We start from the raw sequence: 22,142 nt of genomic DNA on the forward strand, positions 1-22,142 counted from the left end.
ACCAATATATTAATTCTTGACAAAAAAATATCAGAAAGGTATATTAATAGATATTGATAAGGGTTACTTGTTTTTTAAACATCTATACCAATTTTAAAATAATAATAAAAAATACATTTAAAAAAAGGATGACATAAACTATGTGTGGAATTGTTGGCGTAACAGGAAAAACGAATACTGTTGAAATTTTAATTAATGGTTTGGAAAAATTAGAATACCGTGGTTATGATTCAGCCGGTATTTTTGTTGATAACAAAACGGGTGAAGATTACCTTGTTAAAGAGGCTGGACGTATTTCGAATTTGAAGTCGGCCATTGATGATAAGGTTCATGGAACTGCTGGAATTGGACATACGCGTTGGGCAACACATGGCGTACCAAGTAAATTTAATGCCCATCCTCATGTTTCTGAAGATGGCCGCTTTTACCTTGTACATAATGGCGTTATCACTAATTTTTCTGAGTTAAAAGAACAATATTTAAAAGACGTAAATTTTGTTAGTGAAACAGATACTGAGGTTGTTGTTCAATTAATTGGATATTTTGCAAATAAAGAAAATTTAACTGCTAAACAAGCATTCAAAAAAGTTTTATCATTACTTGAAGGTTCTTCATATGCTTTCTTGATGATGGATCGTGAAGAACCAGAAACATTGTTTGTGGCTAAGAATAAGAGTCCTTTATTAATTGGTGTTGGGGATGGCTTTAATGTTGTCTGCAGTGATGCCATGGCAATGTTGAAAGAAACACATGACTTCATTGAACTCATGGATGGTGAAATGGTTATTGTTAAACCTGACTCTATTGAAATTGAAAATAAAGCTGGTGAAGCCGTATCACGTGATTCATATCATGTTGAAATGGATGATAGCGATTCAGAAAAAGGCGCATATCCATTCTACATGCTAAAAGAAATCGATGAACAACCAGCTGTTATGCGACGTTTATTGAGTGAGTATGTTGAAAATGAAGAAACTGTTAAAATTGATGATAGTATTTTAAACGCAATGAAAGCTGCTGATCGCATCTATATTGTTGCTGCAGGGACAAGTTACCATGCCGGATTAGTTGGAAAAGAATTATTTGAAGGTTTAGCTAATGTACCAACAGAAGTACATGTTGCTTCAGAATTTGGTTATCATATGCCATTACTTTCAGAAAAACCATTCTTTATTTTCTTATCACAAAGTGGTGAAACAGCTGATAGCCGTCAGGTTCTTGTAAAAGTTAACGAAATGATGTACCCAAGTTTAACAATTACAAATTCAGCAAATTCTACACTTTCTCGTGAGGCAACATATACGTTATTATTACATGCTGGTCCTGAAATAGCAGTTGCCTCAACTAAGGCATATACAGCTCAAATTGCCGTTGAAGCACTTTTAGCAAAAGCGTTAGGAACAGTTACAAAACAAACAAAAGCTCTTAATTTTGATGTTTATCATGAATTAACAATGGTTGCAAATGCTATGCAAGCTATGGTTGATGATAAAGACTCAATTAATGACTTAGCGAAAGAATTCTTAAGTGAAACGCGTAACGCTTTCTATATTGGTCGTGGTATTGATTACGATGTTTCAATTGAAGCTGCACTTAAATTAAAAGAAGTCTCTTATGTTCAAACGGAAGGTTTTGCATCTGGTGAATTAAAACATGGAACTATTGCCTTGATTGAAGAAGGCACACCAGTTGTAGCTATTATTACTGATAAACCGACTGCAAGTCATACACGAGGCAATGTTCAAGAAGTCTTGGCTCGTGGAGCAAATACAATTATCATCTCAACAGAGACATTAGCAAACGAGGGTGATCAAATTGTATTACCAGATGTTTCTGACTTATTAACACCGTTAGTAAGTATTGTGCCTGCACAATTATTGGCTTACTATACAAGCCTAAACCGTGGCTATGATGTTGATAAACCTCGTAATTTAGCTAAGAGTGTTACTGTCGAATAAGATAGATTGAAGAAATGATATTACCTGTTTAAGGGTAGTATCATTTTTTTGTTTATTATTTGGTATAGACCTATTGCTTTTTTTAAAATGATATTGTATTATTGGACTATACCAATTAGAGGAATAAATAATTGAAAAGAGGACAATCAAATGAAATTAATTATTGTTAAAGACCAAAACGAGGGTGGCCAAAAAGGCTACGAAATTTTTAAAGCTGCTAAAGAAGCAAATGCTAAAGTCTTTGGACTTGCTACAGGAAGCACACCATTAACAACCTATGCCGCAATTACAGCCAGTGACTTAGATTTTACGGATTCAACATCAGTTAACTTAGATGAATATGTTGGTTTAGGTGAAAAAGATTCACAAAGTTACCGTTACTTTATGAATGAAAATTTATTTAGTAAAAAACCATTTAAGACATCTTACTTACCTAATGGTCTTGAAAGTGATTCAGAAAAAGAAACAAAACGTTATGACAAAATTATTGAAGATAATCCAATTGATTTACAAATTTTGGGTATTGGTAAAAATGGTCATATTGGATTCAATGAACCTGGAACAGCTGAAGATAGCTTGACACATAAAGTTCATTTAACGGAGTCAACGATCAAATCAAATGCACGTTTCTTTGATAACGAAAATGATGTTCCTGAATATGCTTATTCAATGGGTATTGGATCAATCATGAAGTCGCACAAGATTTTACTTGAAGCTTTTGGTGAAAGTAAGGCAGAAGCTATTAAGGGAATGATTGAAGGCCCTATAACAGAAGACCTACCTGCAAGTTTCTTACAAAATCATGATGATGTAGTTGTCATTGTTGATGAAGCAGCTGCAAGTTTATTAAAAAATAAATAAAATTATCATCCATATGTAGAACTAATTCATTTAAAGCGTTAAAATAAATGGATTGGTTCTATTTGTGTTTTGTGCTTGCTTGACGGCTGATAGTAAGTCTAGTAACATGATGACAATTGTAAGAAAATACGTTTTTAGGAAGTTGAAAAAATGGTCGATTATAAAATTAGAGTAAAAAATGTCACAAAAGAATATGACTTATTTAAAACAAAATCTGAACATATCAAATCATTCTTTTCTTTTAAAAGTACGACGGTACCTCATTTTTGGTCTCTTAAAGGAATCTCGATGGATGTTATGAGTGGAGAAACACTTGGTTTAATTGGCGTTAACGGCTCAGGTAAATCAACGTTATCCAATATTATTTCGGGGATTATTCCACAAACAACCGGTATTGTAGATGTTCGCGGAGAAACTTCTATTATTGCTATCGGCGCTGGATTGAGAGGCCAACTAACCGGATTAGAAAATATTCGATTAAAAGGTTTAATGCAGGGTCTAACTAACCAACAAATTGATGATATTTTAGATGAAATTATTAATTTTGCTGATTTAGGTGATTTTGTTTATCAACCCGTTAAAAGCTATTCTAGTGGGATGAAATCTCGTTTAGGCTTTGCTATTGCCGTGCATATTGATCCTGATATTTTGATTATTGATGAGGCATTGTCAGTTGGCGATGATACTTTTTATCAAAAATGTGTTGATAAAATTAACGAATTTAAAGAACAAGGAAAAACAATTATTTTTGTTAGTCATTCATTAAAACAAATTGAAATGCTATGCGATCGTGTCGCATGGATCCAATATGGTGATTTAAAACAAGTTGGTCCTACTAAAGAAGTTGTCACTAAATATAAAGCTTATATTGATTGGTTTAAAAAATTATCAAAAAAAGAAAAAACAGCGTACCAAAAGAAACAAAAAGAGGCTCAAAAAGCGTTTAGTATCGATGACTATCTTATTAACCAAGTAGACAAAGAAAGTGCTGATGAAGCAAATTTAGGCGTTTCAAAGCAAGTTATTACCGAAAAGGTAAAAAAGGATTTCTATGGCTCTGTTTTAAATGAAAAAATGTCTAAACCAAGTAAGGTGCTAACAGCTGTGATTTTAGTCGCTGTGGTATTCTTTAGTTTAGTAAATATATCAGGGCATTCAATAAGTCATATTATTGAGAACCCAACAAGTATTGTTCATCCAGATAATACGAAATAATAGGAAAGTGTTGGCGTAGATCATTCGACAGCACTTTTTTAATACAAACTATTGACAACGCTTACATTTGATGTTATCTTAAGTTTGTAAGGTATATGAATTACCTTTATCAATTCTCTTTCTCTCTTATGCTAGCCACTATTGCGATGTAGTGGCTTTTTTTGTGCTTGTTGTACTTATTGTCAAATGTGTTTATACTTAATTAAGAGAATAGATGTAGAAAGTTGGGTTCAATATGAAAAGTCATGAAGTTTTATCATTAATTGAAGAAATTACTAGAAAAGATGGTTCTAAATATTTTGAATTATCGAACATGGTACAAAATGGGAGAGCAGAACTTGCAGTTCAAAGAGATTTATTGAAAGAAGTCCGTATTCTACAGTTAAATATTCCCAGATCATCACACGTTATTAATTATGAAAAATATATTAATCAAAATTTTGAAATGCCACTAGAAGCATTTACTGAATATCAAGAGTGGCATAAAACAGAAGAAGCTCAAAATGATTTGAATGCGATATTAAAAGACAATCATATTGAGTAAATATTACCAAAAATATCTTTACAAAATAGGTTAACCTATGGTATAAAATAGTATAGACAGAAATGAATTATAAAGATTGCTCAGTAGTTCAGCGGTAGAACGCTTGACTGTTAATCAAGATGTCGTAGGTTCGATCCCTACCTGAGCAGTATTCATAGAGGATGATCGACTTACTGCCGGTTATCTTTTTTTATTTATGAACTTAATTTTTTGAGTCCATTATAAGAAATTAATGATTAACTTGAATTATTTCTGAATACAGTTTAAAATTAAGAGATTGTAAGAAAGGGGGATTGCGAAATGTCATCAAACAACCATACAGGTGTCGGTAACGATCGTCGTCCAGTTAATACTCCAAACAAAAAGAACCGTCGTCGTAAACAACAAGAACTTGCTACTTTCTTAAAAGAAAGCAAAGCTAACGACGCAGCAGTTGCAGCAAAAAAAGCATAATTTAGTTAAATAAATGATGGCCACCGTTGATTAGAACGGTGGTTTTTTTGCATACTTTAGAATGAGTATTTTTTATTTAAATATATTTTTAGTGCCTTTTAGCTTACAATAAAAGAATCAATAAACTGACTAATGGAGTGATTTAAATTGGCTAAGAATTTTTATGCAGTATATAAAGGACGTAAAACGGGTATTTTCACAAAATGGCCTGATGTGGCAAAGTTGGTTAATGGATACGATGGGGCACGATACAAAGGATTTGAAACGCGAGATGAAGCCCAAAATTGGATGGATGATGGGGCACCTAGACCAACAGCGACAGGTAGTAAAAAAAGTGCGACAGCAGTTCATCAATCCGTAACTTTAACTTCAGATTCAATTCAAGTCTGGACTGATGGTGGTTCGAGAAATCATGGTAATAAATTAGGCGGTCACGTCCTAGCAGAAGATACTGCGGCATGGGCTTTTTATATTAAAACACCGGGTGAGACCTTTTCTGGTACAGATGGTGAAAAAGGTAAAACTAATAATCATATGGAAATTATGGCATTTCTTCAAGCTATGAAAAAATTAATTGATTTAGGATTACGAGAAGAACACGTCGTATTTATATTAGATTCGAAGTATGTCTTGAATGCAATTCAAAAAAATTGGTTAGTAGGTTGGCAACGTCGAAATTGGAAAAAAGCGGATGGTCAAACAGTACTTAATGTCGAACTTTGGCAACAAGTTGCTGAATTAATACCAGCTTTCACTAATGTTGATTTTGAATGGACAAAGGGTCATGCAGATAATGAAGGTAATAATAAAGTTGATGAATTATTAAATGAAACAATGGATAAAATGTAAGATAGGTGAAGTGGATTTCTACTAATGTAGAGAGCCACTTTTTTTATTTAAATGAATTCAAATTAAGATGAATAAAAAAGATTAGGCAGTAAATTAAAACGTTTACTGAAAGCGGTTGCTAAAATTCTAACGTGGTGTTATTATATTCATGAAGATAGATATAGGGGGATGATTGACAATGGAAGCTGAAGAATTAGAACCAGGGCAATCCGAAGCGCTACAGGAATTTATTTCCAATCTAGATATTTTGAACGCTTTGGCAGATGAAAAAAGACAACGATTAATTATTTTGCTAGGTTCTAAGTCACGGCAAGAGTTAACGGTTTCTGAGCTGGTTGACCGCATGGCGTTATCACAACCGGCAGTTTCACATCATTTGAAAGTTTTAAAAAATGTGGGACTTATTGATTATAAACAAACAGGATTAAAACGTTTTTACTTTTTAACACCTGAAAAAACATTAAACCGTTTGGAACATTTAATTAAAATGATTCGTGAAGGCGAAAAATCGAAGGAGGAATAGATTATGACTCAAAAAGCATATATGATTGGTACAGGTGTTGGTAACTTAGCAGCAGGTATCTATTTAATTCGTGATGGTGGCTGGCATGGTGACCAAATTACGATGTTTGGTTTAGAAAAACATGGTGCTAATGATGGCGCTGCAGTTAAAGATTATGTGACTGAATATGGTAACCAAGGTTTGAGTAATCAAAAAGGATTCCTAGCTAAAGGTGGTCGTATGTTGAATGAAGAAACATATGAAAACTTATGGGATGTTCTTCGAGAAGTGCCATCATTGGATAATCCTGGAAAGACAGTTACAGATGAAATTTTAGATTTTGATCATGCACATCCAACGCATGATATTGCACGCTTAATTGATAAAATGGATGGTATTAGAAATAAAGGCGGTAAGAATGATTATCGTCATATGCAATTTAATACACGAGATCGCGTTTTACTAACAAAATTAATGACGATGCCTGAATCAAAGGAATCAGAGATTAATGATATCAGTATTGAAAAATGGTTTGAAAATAGTCCACACATGTTTACAACTAATTTCTGGTATATGTGGCAAACAACTTTTGCCTTCAAAAAGGAAAGTTCAGCAATGGAATTACGTCGTTATATGAACCGAATGATTCTTGAATTCAGTCGTATTAACACATTGGAAGGTGTTACAAGAACACCATATAACCAATATGAAAGTATTATTTTACCAATGCGTAAATATCTTACAGACCGTGGTGTAACCTTTGTGGATAACCGTAAGATAACTGAATTTAAATTTAAAGATACAGCTTTACGTGACGATATTGTTGTCACTGGTCTTGAATATGAAGAAGTCGATAATGATAATAAAGTCGGCGAAATCATTATTAATGATGGCGATTTAGTATTTGATACGAATGGTTCAATTACAGATAGTTCATCAATGGGCGATATTGATACACCGATTGTGGAAAATATGGACTATGCACCTAGTGCTAAATTATGGAAACAAGCTACTGAACATTTCTATAACTTAGGTAAACCAGATAAATTCTTTAATGATCGTCAACAAAGTGAATGGATGAGTTTTACAGTCACAACTGATAATCATTTAGCAGTAAATGAAATTGCACGGATTACACAACAAGAACCTGGTAATGCATTGAATACCTGGGTTGATAGTAATAATTTATTATCAATCGTGGTTCATCATCAACCTCATTTCCATGCTCAAAAAGAAAATGAGACTGTATTCTGGGGTTACTGTTTATATCCTCGTCGCAAGGGTGATTTTGTTCAAAAACCATTTATCGAGATGACTGGTCGCGAAATGTTAGAAGAATTATTAGGCCATTTGGCTCAAACAGATACAGCTACGAATAATATTAGCCAACGTACAGATGAAATTATGGATAGTGTTGTTAATGTTATACCTGTTTATATGCCATATGCGAGTGCCTTATTTAACCGTCGCGCAATTGGTGATCGTCCTGACGTTGTACCTGAACATTCAAAGAATTTGGCCTTTATTAGTCAATTTGCAGAAATGCCATTTGATATGGTCTTTACAGAACAGTATTCGTTCCGTTGTGCACAAATTGCTGTGTATAAGTTCTTAGGAATTTCAGATACGCAATTAACACCATTACATCATTATGAAAAAATGCCAAAAGTTTTGGCAAAAGCAACGAAAACAATGTTTAGATAAGTTGAAATAACGATTTATAAGAATTTTTATAAATCGTTATTTTTTTGATGTATAATTAAGATTCATTCTAATTCGGAGAAGGTGTCTTAATGATCAAAATAAATACAGTAGCTGATCAGATACAATTATCAGGTATTCGTCGATTTGATGAATGGGTCTCCAAAATAGACGGTATCGATAAGTTAACGTTAGGTGAACCTAATTTCATCACACCTCAACATATTATGGACGCTACAAAAACAGCGCTTGATAACGGACAAACACATTATGAAGCCTCAGCTGGTAATCCAGAATTACGACAGGCAACTGCTGATTATTATAATGAAAAGTTTGAATTGGCTTATGACGCAAAGAATGTTTTAGTGACCGTTGGGGCAACTGAGGCAATTGCTACAGCATTAAAGACGGTAACAACACCAGGAGATTACATTTTAGTACCAGTTCCTTGTTATCCAGCTTACTTGCCATTAATGCAGTTACAAGGCGTTAAACCTATTTTTATGGATACACGTACGACGAACTTTAGGGTAACGGCAGAGCTTATTGAAAAGACATTGCAGGAAAATAAGAATAAAGCTATCGTTGGATTTATATTTAATTATCCAACTAACCCTACCGGTGTTTCTTATGGTAAAATTGAGTTATCTTCTATTAAAGATGTTTTGAAAAAACATGACATTTGGGTGATGAGCGATGAAATTTACTGCGAGTTAACCTATGAACAACCGCATATTTCCATGGCTAATTTGTATCCTGAAGGGACAATTTTAATAATGGGATTGTCTAAATCACATGCAATGACCGGTTGGCGGATTGGGTTTGTATTAGCTGAAGAACGATTAATTAATGCTATGAAAAAGGTCCACCAATATCACGTAACGACCGCGGCAACTTTATCACAAGTAGCTGCACTTGAAGCTGTTAAAAATGGGAAGCAAGATAGTGTACCAATGAGAGATGCTTATCATATTCGTCGTGATAGATTGGTAACAGCCTTAGAAAAATTAGGTTATAATTTAATTAAACCAGATGGCGCCTTTTATTTATTCGTTGAAATACCTAAAAAACTAAAATTAACGTCAGTTGAATTTTGTCAGCAACTTGCTCTGAAAGAAAAGGTAGCTGTTGTTCCAGGTAGTGCATTCACAGAATTTGGTGAGGGCTACTTTAGAATAAGTTTTGCTGCAAGTGATGAACAGTTAGCAAAACTCATCATCGCCTTGGAAAATAGTAAGCATTAAATTCAATTTATTAATCTAATTATGGTACGTTTGTATGAGTAAAAGGAGTGATTAAAATGGATGGAAATGTTGACTGGACAATTGCTGAGCTTAAAAAAATTGAAACAGAAGAAAACCAATTATTGATTGAAGCTACAATTGCGCTATTAAAAGATCAGTCAGTTGAAATTGAGAGCTTGCATGGCTCAATGGAAGGGCAGCTTTGGAGCCCAAGTAACTGGCGTAAGTAAAATCATCAATAATGGCAACAAAACAAGTGAGGAGTGACGATATGAATAATAGATTAGAAAAGTTGGACTTTGACATAACACCGGTAACTTTTAAACGCGTTTTAGTTGCCATAGATGAGGATGATTCTGAATCATCAATTTTAGCTTTTAATTATGCGGTAGCGTTAGCTAAGTTACAACAAATTCCTTTAGGGATTGTTTCAATATTAGAGACAGGTGATATGAATATTTTTGATTCTATGTCACCAGTTGTTATCAAAGAAAATAAAAAATTACTTGAAGAAAGTATCGAACGCTATGTAGATAAGGCGCATGATTTTGGCGTTAAAAATGTACAAGCAATTGTTTCTGCTGGTAGACCAGGTTCTGAAATTGTTGAGAAGGTTATTCCAGATTTTAAACCGGATATTCTAATTTGCGGTTCAAAAACGAATACGCCAAGTAATTCAAAGAAATTATTTATTGGCTCTCAAGCTAGTTATATGGCTCAAAATGCACAATGTTCCGTTAGTGTCATCAGATAATATTTTAAAAATATGAATGTTAAAAGAGCGAAAAACTCATTTTACAGTTTTTTGCTCTTTTTTAATAAAAAAATAACATAATTGTTCGTATATATGATAAGATTAACCATAGTAAATTAAAATATAGTGAGGATGGTTAAATTGAAATATTATAAAGCGTACCGAATTAGTCTTGGGTGGCAAATTTTAATTGGATTAATTTTAGGAATTATTATTGGTGCTATTGGGTATCAAAATAAACTCATTATTAACTCACTTCAACCGCTGGGAACCATCTTTATTAATATGATCAAAATGATTGTCTTACCGATTGTTGTTTCATGTCTAGTGGTCGGAATCGCCAATATGGGAGATATCCACAAATTAGGTAGAATCGGTGGAAAAACATTAATTTACTTTGAAATTATGACAACAATTGCGATTGCATTAGGATTAATTGTTGGTAACTTAACTAAACCCGGACAATTTATAGATATTACAGCTTTAAATAAAGTCGATATTAGTCAATATGTTACAACTGAAAACTCAACCTCTACTGGGTTGAGTACGATTTTAATGCATATTGTGCCAACTAATATTTTTGAGGCACTTGTTAAAGGTGATATGCTGCCTATTATCTTCTTTTCCGTTTTATTTGGACTCGGGACAGCAACGCTAGGTGAGAAGGGAAAACCGATTATTGATTTCTTCTCAGCTGTATCTGAAGTTATGTTCAAAGTGACAAACTGGGTAATGAAATTGGCACCTATCGGTGTTTTTGCATTAATTGGTGTCACAATAGCACAATTAGGCGTTTCTGCTTTAAAACCATTAGGGTTCTTTATTATTGTGACCTATATAACGATGATATTTTTTGTTATTGTAGTAATGGGTCTTGTTGCTAAATTATTTAAAATTAATTTAATCGTCTTGTTAAAGGTAATCAAGGATGAAATGATTCTTGCTTTTTCAACGGCTAGTTCTGAAGCAGCACTGCCTAAAATTATGGAAAAAATGGAAAATTTTGGTGTTAAAAAGGGAATTGTTTCTTTTGTTGTTCCAACAGGATATACATTTAATCTAGATGGATCAGCAATTTATCAGTCAATAGCTGCTCTGTTTTTGGCACAGGCATACCATATTAATTTATCAATTGGACAACAAGTTACATTATTGATTGTGTTAATGATTACGTCTAAAGGGATGGCTGGAGTACCTGGTGCATCATTTGTCGTCCTATTAGCGACAATCTCAACTATTGGTGTTCCTGCTTCGGGGTTGGCTTTTATCGCTGGAGTTGATAGAATCATAGATATGGGTCGTACAACCGTCAATGTTGTTGGTAATTCATTAGCAGCTGTTATTATCGCACAATCAGAAAATGAATTTGATCGTGAAAAGAATCAAAAGTATTTAGAAAAATTGAACATTAAGTAACCTTAAAAAGGGGGCTTTCGGAAAAAAATGACGAAAGAAATTAAATTAAAATGGTTGTTAATAGGTTCAGTGATTAGTAGCGCAGGTTCAAGTTTCGTCTGGCCGTTAACAACAATTTACATGCATAACTATTTAGGTAAAAGTTTAACATTTTCTGGAATTGTACTATTAATAAACTCAGTTGCGACTATTATTGGTAATTATGCTGGTGGTTATTTATTTGATAAATGGCGGCCTTATTATGCGACATTGGTAGGAATCGTAATTGCATGGTTGGCCGTATTAGGCTTAGTTTTCATGCATGGCTGGCCAGCATACCCAATTTTGCTAGTTATTTTGGGTCTTGGTAACGGGATTGTGGCAACAATTTTAAATTCATTTGCGGCCACAATTAGAAGAAAAGATAGTCGATATGTTTTTAATCTCTTTTATTTAGCTTTAAATTTAGGGATTGTTATTGGGACATTATTAGTTGGATACGTGATTGAAGTTAGTGTCACAATGGTCTTTGTATCAGCATTAATTTTATATTCAATATTTTTGATTACTGCTATTTTAGCGTATAGAGTTGATCCAATACGAAAAAAAGTGAAACCAACAAAATCAGAACAATCAGCTGGTGTTAATCCCAAAGTTTGGATTATCGGCGCAATGTGGTTAACATTCCTGGTTATTTGGTTGAGTTACGAGCAATGGCAAAGTAATTTATCAATTTATATGGATAAGTTAGATATTCCATTGAGTCAATATAGTTTATTATGGACGATTAATGCAGGACTCATTGTTTTTGGACAACCACTAGTGACGCTTGTAACGAGAACAATTGCTAAGTCATTATTTAGACAAATTATTATGGGTGTTGGCTTATTTGCGTTATCATTTACAACACTTATTTTTGCGAAAGACTTTTCTCATTTTGTCTTTTCAATGGTCTTGTTGACGTTAGGTGAAATGGTCGCATTCCCAGCCATTCCGGCATGGATTAATGAACTGGCCGAGCCAGGTCAAGAAGGTAAGGCACAAGGAACGATTAATATTGCCGCATCTATTGGTAAAGCGTTAGGACCATTAGTTGGTGGAATCGTAATTGAACGATTGTCATACAACGGTTTGTTCGTTGGTTCGACATTATTAATCTTACTTGCCTTGGCAGTTGTTGTTATTGCAACTAAGAAAGCGAATATAAAATCGTAAAAAAATACCACAACTTTTATAAGGTTGTGGTATTTTTTATTCTAAATCATTAAAATAGGCTAATAAATCAGTCGTAGATAGGTTGGCACGTTTTTCACCTGATAAATCAGATTGAATCTGACCATCATTTAAGACAATTGTTCGATTACCATATGATAATGCGTCCTCTAAGTGATGCGTAATCATTAGACAAGATAATTGTTCTTGTTCAACAATTTCGGCGGTTAATTTTAATAATTCTTGGCTTGTTTTGGGGTCGAGGGCGGCCGTATGTTCATCTAGTAGCAGTAAGTCAGGTTGAATCAAAGTTGCCATTAAAAAACTTAATGTTTGACGTTGACCACCAGACAAGTTTCCAGCAGGTGTATTTAAATGTTCTGATAAACCATTTGGCATCTTTGCGGTTAATTCACGAAATTGCGTCATTTTTTGTTTTAAATGACGAGGTTTAAACCGACGGCGACTGCCTCGATTTAAGGCTAATAATAGATTTTCAGCGACTGTCATTCTAGGTGCTGTGCCCATTTTAGGATCTTGAAAAACACGACTAATATAATTTGTCCGTTTAATATCATTTTCATTCGTAATATTTTTATTGCGTAACATAATTTTGCCACTCGTTGGTTTAATATTACCAGCAATTGTATTGAAAAGGGTCGATTTACCAGCGCCATTAGTACCAATTACAGTTATAAAATCGCCTTTATTGATGGTGAGGTTTAAATTTTTTAAGATTTGTTGCTCCTCAGAAGTACCGGTATTAACGGTAGTGACGATATTGGAAAGTGAAAAAATGGGTTCAGTCATTTTGAATGGCCTCCTTCAAACAAAGTATTTAGTCTTAGCGCTTTTCGGAGAGTTGGTAACATTAAACAGAATGCTAAAATAATAGCAGAAATTAATTTTAAATCGTTTGCGTTAAAGCCTAATGTTAATACAATTAAAATAACAAATCGGTAGAAAATACTACCAATGACAACGGCAACCAAACGTGCTGTTAATGATAAGTTACCAAAAACAACTTCACCGATAATAATTGCAGCAAGCCCAATGACAATCGTTCCGATACCCATACTGATATCAGCATAGCCATTATTTTGCGCGATTAGCCCACCGGCAAGTCCGATGAAGCCATTTGAAACCATTAGTCCTAAAATCTTCATACGATCGGTTTGGATACCAAGTGAGCGGGCCATTTTTTCATTATCACCGGTTGCGATGAACGCTTGGCCTAATTCGGTATTTAAAAAGAAAGCGAGTAAGCCAATACTAATGATAACCAGAATGAGCCCTAATACAACGGAATCAAAAGATGCAGGAAGATTAGTTAGAAAGTGAGCAGAAAAAATTGTATTTTGTCCAAGTAAACTGATATTTGCTTTTGTTAAAATTCGTAGGTTAATTGAATATAAACTTGTCATGACAAGGATTCCAGCTAATAAAATCGGAATTTTACCTTTTGTATAAAGTAACCCGGTGGCTAGACCAGCTAGTGTCCCTGCTAGAAATGCAAAGAATGTGGCCAGAAGCGGGTTAACTCCGTGGATTAGACAAATCACAGTTACGCTGGCGCCCATTGGAAAAGTACCTTCGACAGTCATATCAGGAAAGTCTAAAATTCTAAATGAAAGATAAAGACCAAGACCTAAAACCCCCCATAGGAGTCCTTGTCCGATAGCAGATACAATAATTGTCATTTGATTAACTCTCCTTTATTTTTGGCTTGATCAATTAATGCTTGTGGAATTGTAATATTTAAGGCCTTTGCTGTTTTCAAATTAATAACAAGATCACCTTTTTTTACAAAATTAATTGGTGTTGTTGCAGGGACACTTTTTCCAGAAAGAACGGCAGCAGCCATTTTACCAGTGGCTACACCTAAATCATATTGGTTAATACTAATAGTTGCCAAGCCGCCATTTTTGACCATTGTATCTACTGCAGGGAAAATTGGAATTTTAGCTTGTGTCGCATTTTTAACGAGAGTCTGCATACTTGATGCTACTGTGTTATCCGTGGGGACATAAACGGCATCAACAGATGCTACGAGCGATTGTGACACTTGGTCAACATCATTTGTAGAGGTAATTGTTGCCGATTTAACTTCTAAGCCTGATTTGATTGCTGCAGATTTAAATTGTTGATACTGTTTTGTAGCTGAATCGTCACTTGATGTGTAAAGGACACCCACGGTTTTCATATTAGGTATTAGTTCCTTCATTAAAGCTAACTGTGCTTTAATAGGTGCTTGATCAGAAACACCGGTGATATTATTACCTGGTTTCTGATTGTTGCTAACTAAACCAGAACCTTTTGGATCAGTAACGGCACCTAAAATAATTGGTGTTTTTTTAGTTACATTAGCTAAAGATTGTGCAGAGGGTGTTGCGATACCAATCATGAGATTAACATTTTCATTATTAAACTTGTCACTCATTGATTTTAAATTACTTTGATCAGCTTCAGCATTTTGGAAATCAATATTCACAGACTTACCAGGTACGTAACCTTCTTTTTCTAATCCAGCAATAATTCCTTTATGAATCGCATCCAGTGCAGGATGTGTTGTTAATTGAAGAATACCAATTGTTGGTACTCCTTTAGCGTTTGAAAATGTTGTTGGTTGAAGTGTTGAGAAAAAAGCAATCACTAAGAATAAAAATAACGCAATAATGGTTCCAATTAATCGTTTCATTTTATAAGTACCCCTTTAATTTTTAATAAAAAAAGACAGTCCTCAGATTCGAGGGCCGTCTTGAAAGACAAAACCCCCGCATGAATATACTGATATCCATACAGGGGTTTTGATTTATAGAAACCAAACCGATATACAGATACAATCTGAATAGACAGATTATATCTGTAAAAAACAGACTACAATCTGAATAACCGGCTTTGCCAACGATTATTAAGTTTTACTTGTGAATAAGTCATAGGCTTGATTTCCTCTCTGAGTTAGTTGATAAATGTAGTATAGATAAATCTGATATTATTGTCAAATATTATTTAAAAGATTTTAAAAGTTATAAAGAGTATAATTTAGAAAACAACAAAATTGATTCGACATTCATAGTGCGGTATGATATTTTTATTGGGAATAGCGCACTATGAATTCATAATATGAGGTGAAAAACTATGAAAAAATCGTTAAAGATTGGTATTAGTATCGGAAGTATTTTAGTTTTGGGAATTCTTGGTGGAGCAAGTTTCAATCAAAGTATGCATTTTAATAAAGGCATCACAATTAATGATACAGATGTCAGTGGATTAAGTGTTGATAAAGTTATTAGTAAGTTAAAAAATGAAACGTCAAAAAATGTTATTTATGTAGGTAAAACAAAAATAGTCGATGCAAAAGATACAACAACTGGTTTTACTGATGAAGATAAGCCAGCGATTAAAGCATTGTTGAAGAAGCAACGTACCATTCTTCCTTCAAATGTTAAGAAAAATTATGCGATTGTTCCACAAAAGTTGAATACAACAGTTAAGGATCAATTAAAAGCACAATTAAAAACCCAACTAACAAAGTTAAATAAAACAAGAACAGTGGCTGTTGATGCAAGTCCCATTTTAAAAAATGGAAAAGTATCAGTAACACCTGGGAAAAAAGGGAATCAATATAATGTTAAGCAAATTTTAGCTGCCTATGATAAGGCTGGCTATAGTAGCATTACGAAGTTGAAGGATACTGAACTCCAACCTTTATCTGCTGACAGTAAAACAGTTAAAGCTGATACTGAAAAATTGGATACACTAGCTGCTAGACAGACTGTTTATACCGTTCAATCAACGAAGTATACGTTGAAGGGTGCAGATATTCTTAAGCAAGCAACTGTTGAAGATGGTAAATATGTTGTTGATACGAGTGGTATTTCTGCAAAAGTAGATGAAATTAATAAGAAACAAGCAACATTGAATAAAAAGTATAATTTTAAAACGGCTACAGGAAGTACTGTTCCAGTTAGTGGACAATCATATGGTTGGGCCCTTGGAATGAATGACTCAGTGACACATGTTTTGACAGCGTTAGAAGATGGTACTGCAGCTATTGACGCAACCAATGATAAATATGGTGTTGGCTATAATACTTATGGAACTGGTTACACAACGACTGCAAATGATGGACTTGGAGATACGTATGCTGAAGTGTCAATTGCGCAGCAGAAAGTTTGGATCCATAAAAATGGCAAGGTTGTTTTAACAACTGATGTTGCAACTGGTAAACATAGTACTGGTGAAGATACAACTAAGGGTGTTTGGTATATTATGTACAAACAAACGCCATCAATACTTAAAGGTAGTGAAGTTGGTAAAGCTAATTATTCTGTCAAAGTTAGTTACTGGGCTCAATTCACAAATAGTGGAATTGGTTTCCATGACGCTAGTTGGAGAACAAATTGGTCTAAAACAGCTTATCTTAAAGATGGTTCTGGTGGTTGTGTTAATACAAAACCAGCCGCAATGGCAACTTTATTTGCGAACGTTTCACAAAACGAACCTGTTGTTGTTTATTAATTTAAGGCTTAATCAGTTCTTAAACTGGTTAAGCTTTTTTTAATGATTTATTATTAATAACTTCATAGATAAGTCATAAAGCCAAGGTAGTATGAACCTATACCAGAAAGGAAGTTTAACAAAATGAAAATAGATAAAAACAAAGATAATAAATTAATAAGTGATAATATCGTTTCTGCACAAGTCATTGCGTTGAACAATCATATTATTACTGTAAAAACTGAAAATTCAGAAATTATAAAAATTAAACAACCAAATAGTACAAAAAATGACAAGATATTTCTAGAGACAATGAAAGATATTTTACGGTCGGGATTGTGGATTCCTGTGAATCGAGTCATGCAAATTATAATGCGTTATGACTGGTTTGATACGCCATTTGAAGAATATAGTTATGTATAGAAATCATGTATAATAACGTTAGAGGTGGCAGGGATGACGATTAAATTAATTGCAGTAGATTTAGATGGTACATTTTTAAGGGATGATAAATCATACGATAAAGAAAGATTTTCGCATCAATTTGAAAGGATGCAACAACAGGGAATACATTTTGTGGTAGCAAGTGGGAATCCAACCTTAGCCATTGAACAATATTTTAAAGAAATTAAAGATAAAATTGGTTACGTTGCTGAAAATGGAGCAGTCATTCAAGATGCAAAAGAGTTATTGAAAGAATACATTTTTGAAAATAGTCTCTATCAAGAAACGATTCAGTATTTGAAGGAAACATTCACTGAAATAGGACTATTAGCGGTTAATAATCAAGGAGGTTTCTATGATAAACGGGAATCTGATACATTTATTCAAGATGTAAATGATTATTATCCGAAAGTAACCGGAGTCGATAATTTGGTATCACTTAATCAAGGAATTTCTATGCTGACGGGTCATTTTCCCGTGTCGTTATATGAAAGAATATCATTACAATTAAATACTGAAATGAATAATAAACTTCAAGCAAAAGCGTCTGGATTTGGTTATATTGATATTAATTTAGTGAACGCGACAAAGAAAAACGGCATAAATTTACTACAAAATCGTTGGCAAATCTTGGATGAAGAAGTTGCGACATTTGGGGATAATGATAATGATCAAGAAATGTTGGCGTTCACGCCGAATAGTTTTTCTATGGCTAGCGGATCAAAGTTAGCTAAAAAAACAGCAAAACACATCATTGGGTTGAATCAAAATGATAGTGTTTTGGATAGCATTGATGATATTTTAAATCATAAATTGTAAAGAAACGTTCTTTTCCAAGGGGCGTTTCTTTTTAGTTCTTTGTATCCGTTTACTTATGCAGTATAATAGAGTTATTAAAGCATAATCGGAGGAATGTAATTTTGACAGTCAAGATAATTGCAGTGGATTTAGATGGTACATTTTTAAGAGATAATAAAACGTTTGATGAAGTTAGATTTAGTCACCAATTAGTTGAACTAAAAAATAAAGGGATTCATTTCGTGGTAGCAAGTGGAAATCAAGTTATGAAAATTAAAGATATTTTTAAACGTATCTCTGGTGAAATAGGTTACGTTTCAGATAACGGTGCGGTTATTTATGATGGCAACACCCATATCAGATCATTTAATATTGATCCAGCCGTATTTGAAAAAACAGTTTTATATATCCAAAAGGTATCGCCAAATTATGGAATCTTAGCATCAACAGATGAGAGTGGGTATATTGATGCAAGTGAGTCTGATAACTTTGTAGAAATGGCTAATACGTACTATCCAGACATTATTAAGGTCCCTAATTTAAGTAAGGTTGAAAAAACTATTTCTAAAGTTACGATTAATGGCCCCATTGACGAATATAAAACATTTGCGGTTAAATTAAAAGAAAATGTTGATGAATCATTAGTTGCAAAAGTTTCTGGTTTTGGATTTATTGATATCAATGTTAAAGAGGCAACAAAACAAAATGGGTTAAATGCTTTGCAAGAATTATGGGATGTAAAAGATGATGAAGTAGTAACCGTTGGAGATAATGATAATGATGCTGAGATGTTGGCATACACACCATTAAGTTTTGCAATGGAAAAGTCTTCAAATATGGCAGCTAAAATGGCAAATCATCGTATCGGTTCAAATCAAGATGATAGCGTCTTAGATTTAATTGATGACGTTTTAGCAGGTAAATATTAAAATATAATTTAGATAATGACGTAAAAATAAGTGATGATTATCACTTATTTTTTTACAAAAAAAACCACTTTCTTGTGAAAGTGGCAGATAATTAAATTTATTTAGAAACAACGCTAAAACGTTCTTGATGATGTGAATTAGATTCAATTTCATCAACCAATGCGATAGAGAAGTCGGCATAGCTAATTTCACTATTACCTTGTGAATTCATTGTTAAAACGTCACCGGCAATTTGATAGTGGCCTGTTTTTTCGCCACTAGGATTGAAAAATGCAGCTGGTGAAATATAGACCCAATCTACATTTGAAACGGTACGGAGTGTGACTAAAGCATCACGCATATTTTTGGCTGTTGCTTTAGCACCTTCAGGGAAGTCAGGTGTATCACCAAGTAACAGTGTTTTTTCAGAATCAACGAAAAGACTACTTGCGCCACCAACAATAACGAGCTTAACCTTAGTATCAGCTAAGATATCCGTTAAATGTTTTAATGATGTTTGATGAAGATTTTCTTGACCAAATGGAGCGTTAAAAGCATCTACAATAACATCAAATAATTCTAAATCAGCAGTTGTTAACTTGAAAAGATCTTTTTCTATAAAAGGAACATCTTCTGTTAATTTGCTTTTATTTCTAATAATAGCAGTAACATCTAAATGACGAGAAACTGCCTCTTTTAATGTAGATTGTCCTTGTTTACCAGTTGCACCAATAATTCCAATTTTCATTTTATAACTCCCTTTCTAAGTAACTGTCTTCACAATAGTTGAATGACATTTTTTTGTCAAAGAATAAGTCGTCAGGTTACATCTTTATTTTAACTGATAAATATGGTATGTTTATAGTTGTTATGGGGATGTTCAGGATTCGACAGGTATAGGTTGAGCTTGGATTGCGTTTCGAAGTTTGCGTCTTCGTTAAAACGCTCAGTTAAATTATAACTGCAAAAAATAATAGTAATACTTACGCTTTAGCTGCTTAATAGCGCTCTAACGTAGATCCTCCTAGTATCGTCCATGTGCTAGATCTGGGTCCTAAATTAAGTGGACTTACGTTAACTTCTTCCACCTGGAGAAGTTAAAAGAGACTAATCAGGTTAGTCAGACGTGTTAGCCCTGTTATACGGCGCTACGGTTGGCGAATTTTAAATAGTATAACTATGAACGTAGATGTTTGAGTGGCAATATGCTTGGACGCGGGTTCGACTCCCGCCATCTCCATTTTACAGTTTGAATAAGGTTGAAAAGCCTTATAAAATATCACTTTTGCATTTTAAAAGTTTGAATAAGATTGAATGAGTTTGAATGCAAATTAAGGTGTTTTTAAGGTGATTTTTGACAATCCTATTCAACATAACAGATGAAAAGATGACTTGATTCGACGAGTTATCTTTTTTATTTTGCCATAAAATTAGAGGTCTATTATGAAAAAATAAATTAATTTGTTAGAAATTACGGACACAAAAAATGACCATTTACAAAGGATTATTTTTGTAAGTAGTCGTTTTTTACGAACTTTATATTAAAATAAAGGTATAAACCAAGAAAGAATATAGTTAGTAACCATATCTAATATTGGAGATAGAGGTTAACTCTTTTAATTTTTTAGATTGATTGTCAGATAAAGGTTGTTCATCATTCCTGATGGCTTTAGAAAGATCTAAGTTCATGCGACTTAAAATGAATGGAACAGAAGAACGTTTTTGTTTTAGTTCTTCGAGATAAGCTTGTAACGTAATTTTAAGTGTATTATTACCATTATTTGTACTTAAATCAGTTAATAAATCGGTAATAATTTGTTCGGCCTGTTTTCCACGATCATCTCCGCCGGAAAACCATTTTAATTTATTCATAGACTAGAACTCCTTAATTTATTTGTATTAACTAATAATATATTAAAATATATAAATTAAAGAGAAATAGTTAACATAATAAATGATAAATATGGTCCCAGTTGATCATTAAAATATAAATTAACCTACCAGTTTATGCCTGCCATATTTGTTGGAAGTATATTTTATCTTTAAAAAGTGGAATTATTTTTAGTTGATTTAATGACTAATCTTTGTAATACTAAATTTATAAAAATTTAGGGGGTTCGTATGTCAAAAGGTAGAGTTGAAGCGTTCACAGATGCTGTAGTTGCTATTATTATGACAATCATGGTTTTAGAGTTAAAAGCACCAGAGGGAGACACATTTTCAGATTTAATACCGCTTCAAAGTACTTTTTTAGCTTACGTATTAAGTTTCTTTTTAATTGGTGTCACCTGGAATAATCATCATCACATGTTTCAATTGGCGGATAAAATCAATGGGCGGGTGTTGATTGTTAATACTGGATTTATGTTTGTAATGTCATTCATGCCATTTGCAACAAGCTGGGTTGGTGAACATTATAATAAATTTGCGCCTGCCTTTTTATATGGCCTTGTCTTTCTATTATTTAATATTATGTATGTAGTATTAACTAATGAATTACTTCGAGCAAATGGGCCTGAATCAAATTTAGCAAAAGCAATTAAAAATGACAATAAAACATGGGTGTCGTTATCTTTTTCACTTATTGGATTGATGTCAGTATTTATTAAACCAGAGTTGGTGTTAATTTTTTGTCTGATTGTACCATCAATTTGGTTTATACCTAATCGATTAATTGAAAATTTCTATAAAGACAAATGAAAAAAAGTTCCAACAAGAAATTTCTTGTGTAATAATCCCTTTATGGTTGTCAGATGAAATAATATAATTTCATCCGATAATCATGGAGGGATTTTTGTATGTCC

Annotated in this window: 23 protein-coding genes, 1 tRNA gene and 1 other RNA gene; 20 read left to right on the top strand and 5 right to left on the bottom strand. The window is 33.4% G+C overall.

From position 1 onward, the window contains the following. Positions 1 to 140 precede the first annotated feature (140 nt). From glmS to AC1RPQ_RS05110, 14 genes are all read left to right on the top strand, one after another. Positions 141 to 1,958 carry a glutamine--fructose-6-phosphate transaminase (isomerizing) gene (gene glmS / locus AC1RPQ_RS05045; protein WP_481761427.1) on the top strand — a complete coding sequence of 606 codons (1,818 nt, stop codon included), beginning with the start codon at positions 141 to 143 and terminating at the stop codon, positions 1,956 to 1,958. A gap of 150 nt (positions 1,959 to 2,108) precedes the next feature. Continuing rightward, positions 2,109 to 2,819: a glucosamine-6-phosphate deaminase gene (locus tag AC1RPQ_RS05050; protein WP_481761426.1), complete on the top strand. Its 711-nt coding sequence runs from the start codon at positions 2,109 to 2,111 to the stop codon at positions 2,817 to 2,819. A 150-nt stretch (positions 2,820 to 2,969) separates the two neighbouring features. Continuing rightward, positions 2,970 to 4,034, top strand: a complete 1,065-nt coding sequence (locus tag AC1RPQ_RS05055; protein WP_481761425.1) for an ABC transporter ATP-binding protein — start codon at positions 2,970 to 2,972, stop codon at positions 4,032 to 4,034. Positions 4,035 to 4,269: 235 nt separating this feature from the next. Beyond that, complete coding sequence (locus AC1RPQ_RS05060; protein ID WP_409022247.1) at positions 4,270 to 4,578, top strand: hypothetical protein; 309 nt, start codon at positions 4,270 to 4,272, stop codon at positions 4,576 to 4,578. A gap of 77 nt (positions 4,579 to 4,655) precedes the next feature. After that, a tRNA-Asn gene (locus tag AC1RPQ_RS05065) sits at positions 4,656 to 4,727 on the top strand. Positions 4,728 to 4,878: 151 nt separating this feature from the next. Continuing rightward, complete coding sequence (locus tag AC1RPQ_RS05070) at positions 4,879 to 5,031, top strand: hypothetical protein (protein ID WP_409022248.1); 153 nt, start codon at positions 4,879 to 4,881, stop codon at positions 5,029 to 5,031. Between the two features lie 147 nt (positions 5,032 to 5,178). Beyond that, a complete protein-coding gene (locus tag AC1RPQ_RS05075) occupies positions 5,179 to 5,880 on the top strand; it encodes a ribonuclease H family protein (RefSeq protein ID WP_481761424.1) in 702 nt (233 codons plus the stop codon). 178 nt (positions 5,881 to 6,058) lie between these two features. Further along, positions 6,059 to 6,403 (top strand): ArsR/SmtB family transcription factor, encoded by a 345-nt coding sequence (locus AC1RPQ_RS05080; RefSeq protein WP_409022250.1) that lies wholly within the window; start codon positions 6,059 to 6,061, stop codon positions 6,401 to 6,403. A gap of 3 nt (positions 6,404 to 6,406) precedes the next feature. Next, the gene (locus tag AC1RPQ_RS05085; RefSeq protein ID WP_481761423.1) at positions 6,407 to 8,086 is read left to right on the top strand and encodes an oleate hydratase; all 1,680 of its coding nucleotides are present in this window, start codon (positions 6,407 to 6,409) and stop codon (positions 8,084 to 8,086) included. Positions 8,087 to 8,175: 89 nt separating this feature from the next. Beyond that, entirely contained in the window at positions 8,176 to 9,327 is a 1,152-nt protein-coding gene (locus AC1RPQ_RS05090) for an aminotransferase class I/II-fold pyridoxal phosphate-dependent enzyme (RefSeq protein WP_481761422.1), read from the top strand. Between the two features lie 56 nt (positions 9,328 to 9,383). Beyond that, entirely contained in the window at positions 9,384 to 9,557 is a 174-nt protein-coding gene (locus AC1RPQ_RS05095; protein ID WP_409022253.1) for a hypothetical protein, read from the top strand. A gap of 41 nt (positions 9,558 to 9,598) precedes the next feature. Beyond that, positions 9,599 to 10,081 (top strand): universal stress protein, encoded by a 483-nt coding sequence (locus AC1RPQ_RS05100; protein ID WP_481761421.1) that lies wholly within the window; start codon positions 9,599 to 9,601, stop codon positions 10,079 to 10,081. A 141-nt stretch (positions 10,082 to 10,222) separates the two neighbouring features. Continuing rightward, positions 10,223 to 11,497: a cation:dicarboxylate symporter family transporter gene (locus tag AC1RPQ_RS05105; protein WP_481761420.1), complete on the top strand. Its 1,275-nt coding sequence runs from the start codon at positions 10,223 to 10,225 to the stop codon at positions 11,495 to 11,497. A 27-nt stretch (positions 11,498 to 11,524) separates the two neighbouring features. Then, entirely contained in the window at positions 11,525 to 12,691 is a 1,167-nt protein-coding gene (locus tag AC1RPQ_RS05110; RefSeq protein WP_481761419.1) for an MDR family MFS transporter, read from the top strand. Between the two features lie 36 nt (positions 12,692 to 12,727). Here the strand turns inward: AC1RPQ_RS05110 and AC1RPQ_RS05115 are convergent, their stop codons facing one another. From AC1RPQ_RS05115 to trpX, 3 genes are read right to left on the bottom strand one after another with little or no spacing between them, the layout of a single operon-like run. After that, complete coding sequence (locus AC1RPQ_RS05115; protein WP_481761418.1) at positions 12,728 to 13,498, bottom strand: ABC transporter ATP-binding protein; 771 nt, start codon at positions 13,496 to 13,498, stop codon at positions 12,728 to 12,730. Continuing rightward, positions 13,495 to 14,388, bottom strand: a complete 894-nt coding sequence (locus AC1RPQ_RS05120; protein ID WP_481761417.1) for an ABC transporter permease — start codon at positions 14,386 to 14,388, stop codon at positions 13,495 to 13,497. Before AC1RPQ_RS05120 ends, AC1RPQ_RS05115 begins: the two co-directional genes overlap by 4 nt. Beyond that, on the bottom strand, positions 14,385 to 15,386 hold the full coding sequence (trpX, locus tag AC1RPQ_RS05125; RefSeq protein ID WP_481761416.1) for a tryptophan ABC transporter substrate-binding protein: 1,002 nt from the start codon (positions 15,384 to 15,386) through the stop codon (positions 14,385 to 14,387). Before trpX ends, AC1RPQ_RS05120 begins: the two co-directional genes overlap by 4 nt. 440 nt (positions 15,387 to 15,826) lie before the next feature. Here trpX and AC1RPQ_RS05130 point away from each other — a divergent pair, with 440 nt between their 5' ends. The 4 genes from AC1RPQ_RS05130 (at position 15,827) to AC1RPQ_RS05145 (ending at position 19,359) form a co-directional block, all read left to right on the top strand. Then, positions 15,827 to 17,209, top strand: a complete 1,383-nt coding sequence (locus AC1RPQ_RS05130; protein WP_481761415.1) for a L,D-transpeptidase family protein — start codon at positions 15,827 to 15,829, stop codon at positions 17,207 to 17,209. Between the two features lie 123 nt (positions 17,210 to 17,332). Beyond that, positions 17,333 to 17,611, top strand: coding sequence for a hypothetical protein (locus AC1RPQ_RS05135; RefSeq protein ID WP_409022261.1), 279 nt, complete (start codon positions 17,333 to 17,335; stop codon positions 17,609 to 17,611). A 33-nt stretch (positions 17,612 to 17,644) separates the two neighbouring features. After that, positions 17,645 to 18,451 (top strand): Cof-type HAD-IIB family hydrolase, encoded by an 807-nt coding sequence (locus AC1RPQ_RS05140; protein WP_481761414.1) that lies wholly within the window; start codon positions 17,645 to 17,647, stop codon positions 18,449 to 18,451. A gap of 101 nt (positions 18,452 to 18,552) precedes the next feature. Then, a complete protein-coding gene (locus AC1RPQ_RS05145) occupies positions 18,553 to 19,359 on the top strand; it encodes a Cof-type HAD-IIB family hydrolase (RefSeq protein ID WP_409022263.1) in 807 nt (268 codons plus the stop codon). Between the two features lie 97 nt (positions 19,360 to 19,456). On the opposite strand, the gene AC1RPQ_RS05150 is transcribed toward AC1RPQ_RS05145, so the two are convergent. Continuing rightward, positions 19,457 to 20,086: an NAD(P)-dependent oxidoreductase gene (locus tag AC1RPQ_RS05150; protein ID WP_481761413.1), complete on the bottom strand. Its 630-nt coding sequence runs from the start codon at positions 20,084 to 20,086 to the stop codon at positions 19,457 to 19,459. Between the two features lie 124 nt (positions 20,087 to 20,210). Between AC1RPQ_RS05150 and ssrA the strand changes: the two genes are divergently transcribed. After that, positions 20,211 to 20,581: a transfer-messenger RNA gene (gene ssrA, locus AC1RPQ_RS05155) on the top strand. Between the two features lie 332 nt (positions 20,582 to 20,913). On the opposite strand, the gene AC1RPQ_RS05160 is transcribed toward ssrA, so the two are convergent. Further along, complete coding sequence (locus AC1RPQ_RS05160) at positions 20,914 to 21,210, bottom strand: bacteriocin immunity protein (RefSeq protein WP_481761412.1); 297 nt, start codon at positions 21,208 to 21,210, stop codon at positions 20,914 to 20,916. A gap of 249 nt (positions 21,211 to 21,459) precedes the next feature. On the opposite strand from AC1RPQ_RS05160, the gene AC1RPQ_RS05165 reads away from it, so the two are divergent. Continuing rightward, positions 21,460 to 22,038, top strand: a complete 579-nt coding sequence (locus tag AC1RPQ_RS05165; protein WP_409022266.1) for a TMEM175 family protein — start codon at positions 21,460 to 21,462, stop codon at positions 22,036 to 22,038. The last annotated feature ends 104 nt before the right edge of the window (positions 22,039 to 22,142 follow it).

This window comes from Dellaglioa sp. CoH-57-MRSF-21, assembly GCF_056781915.1.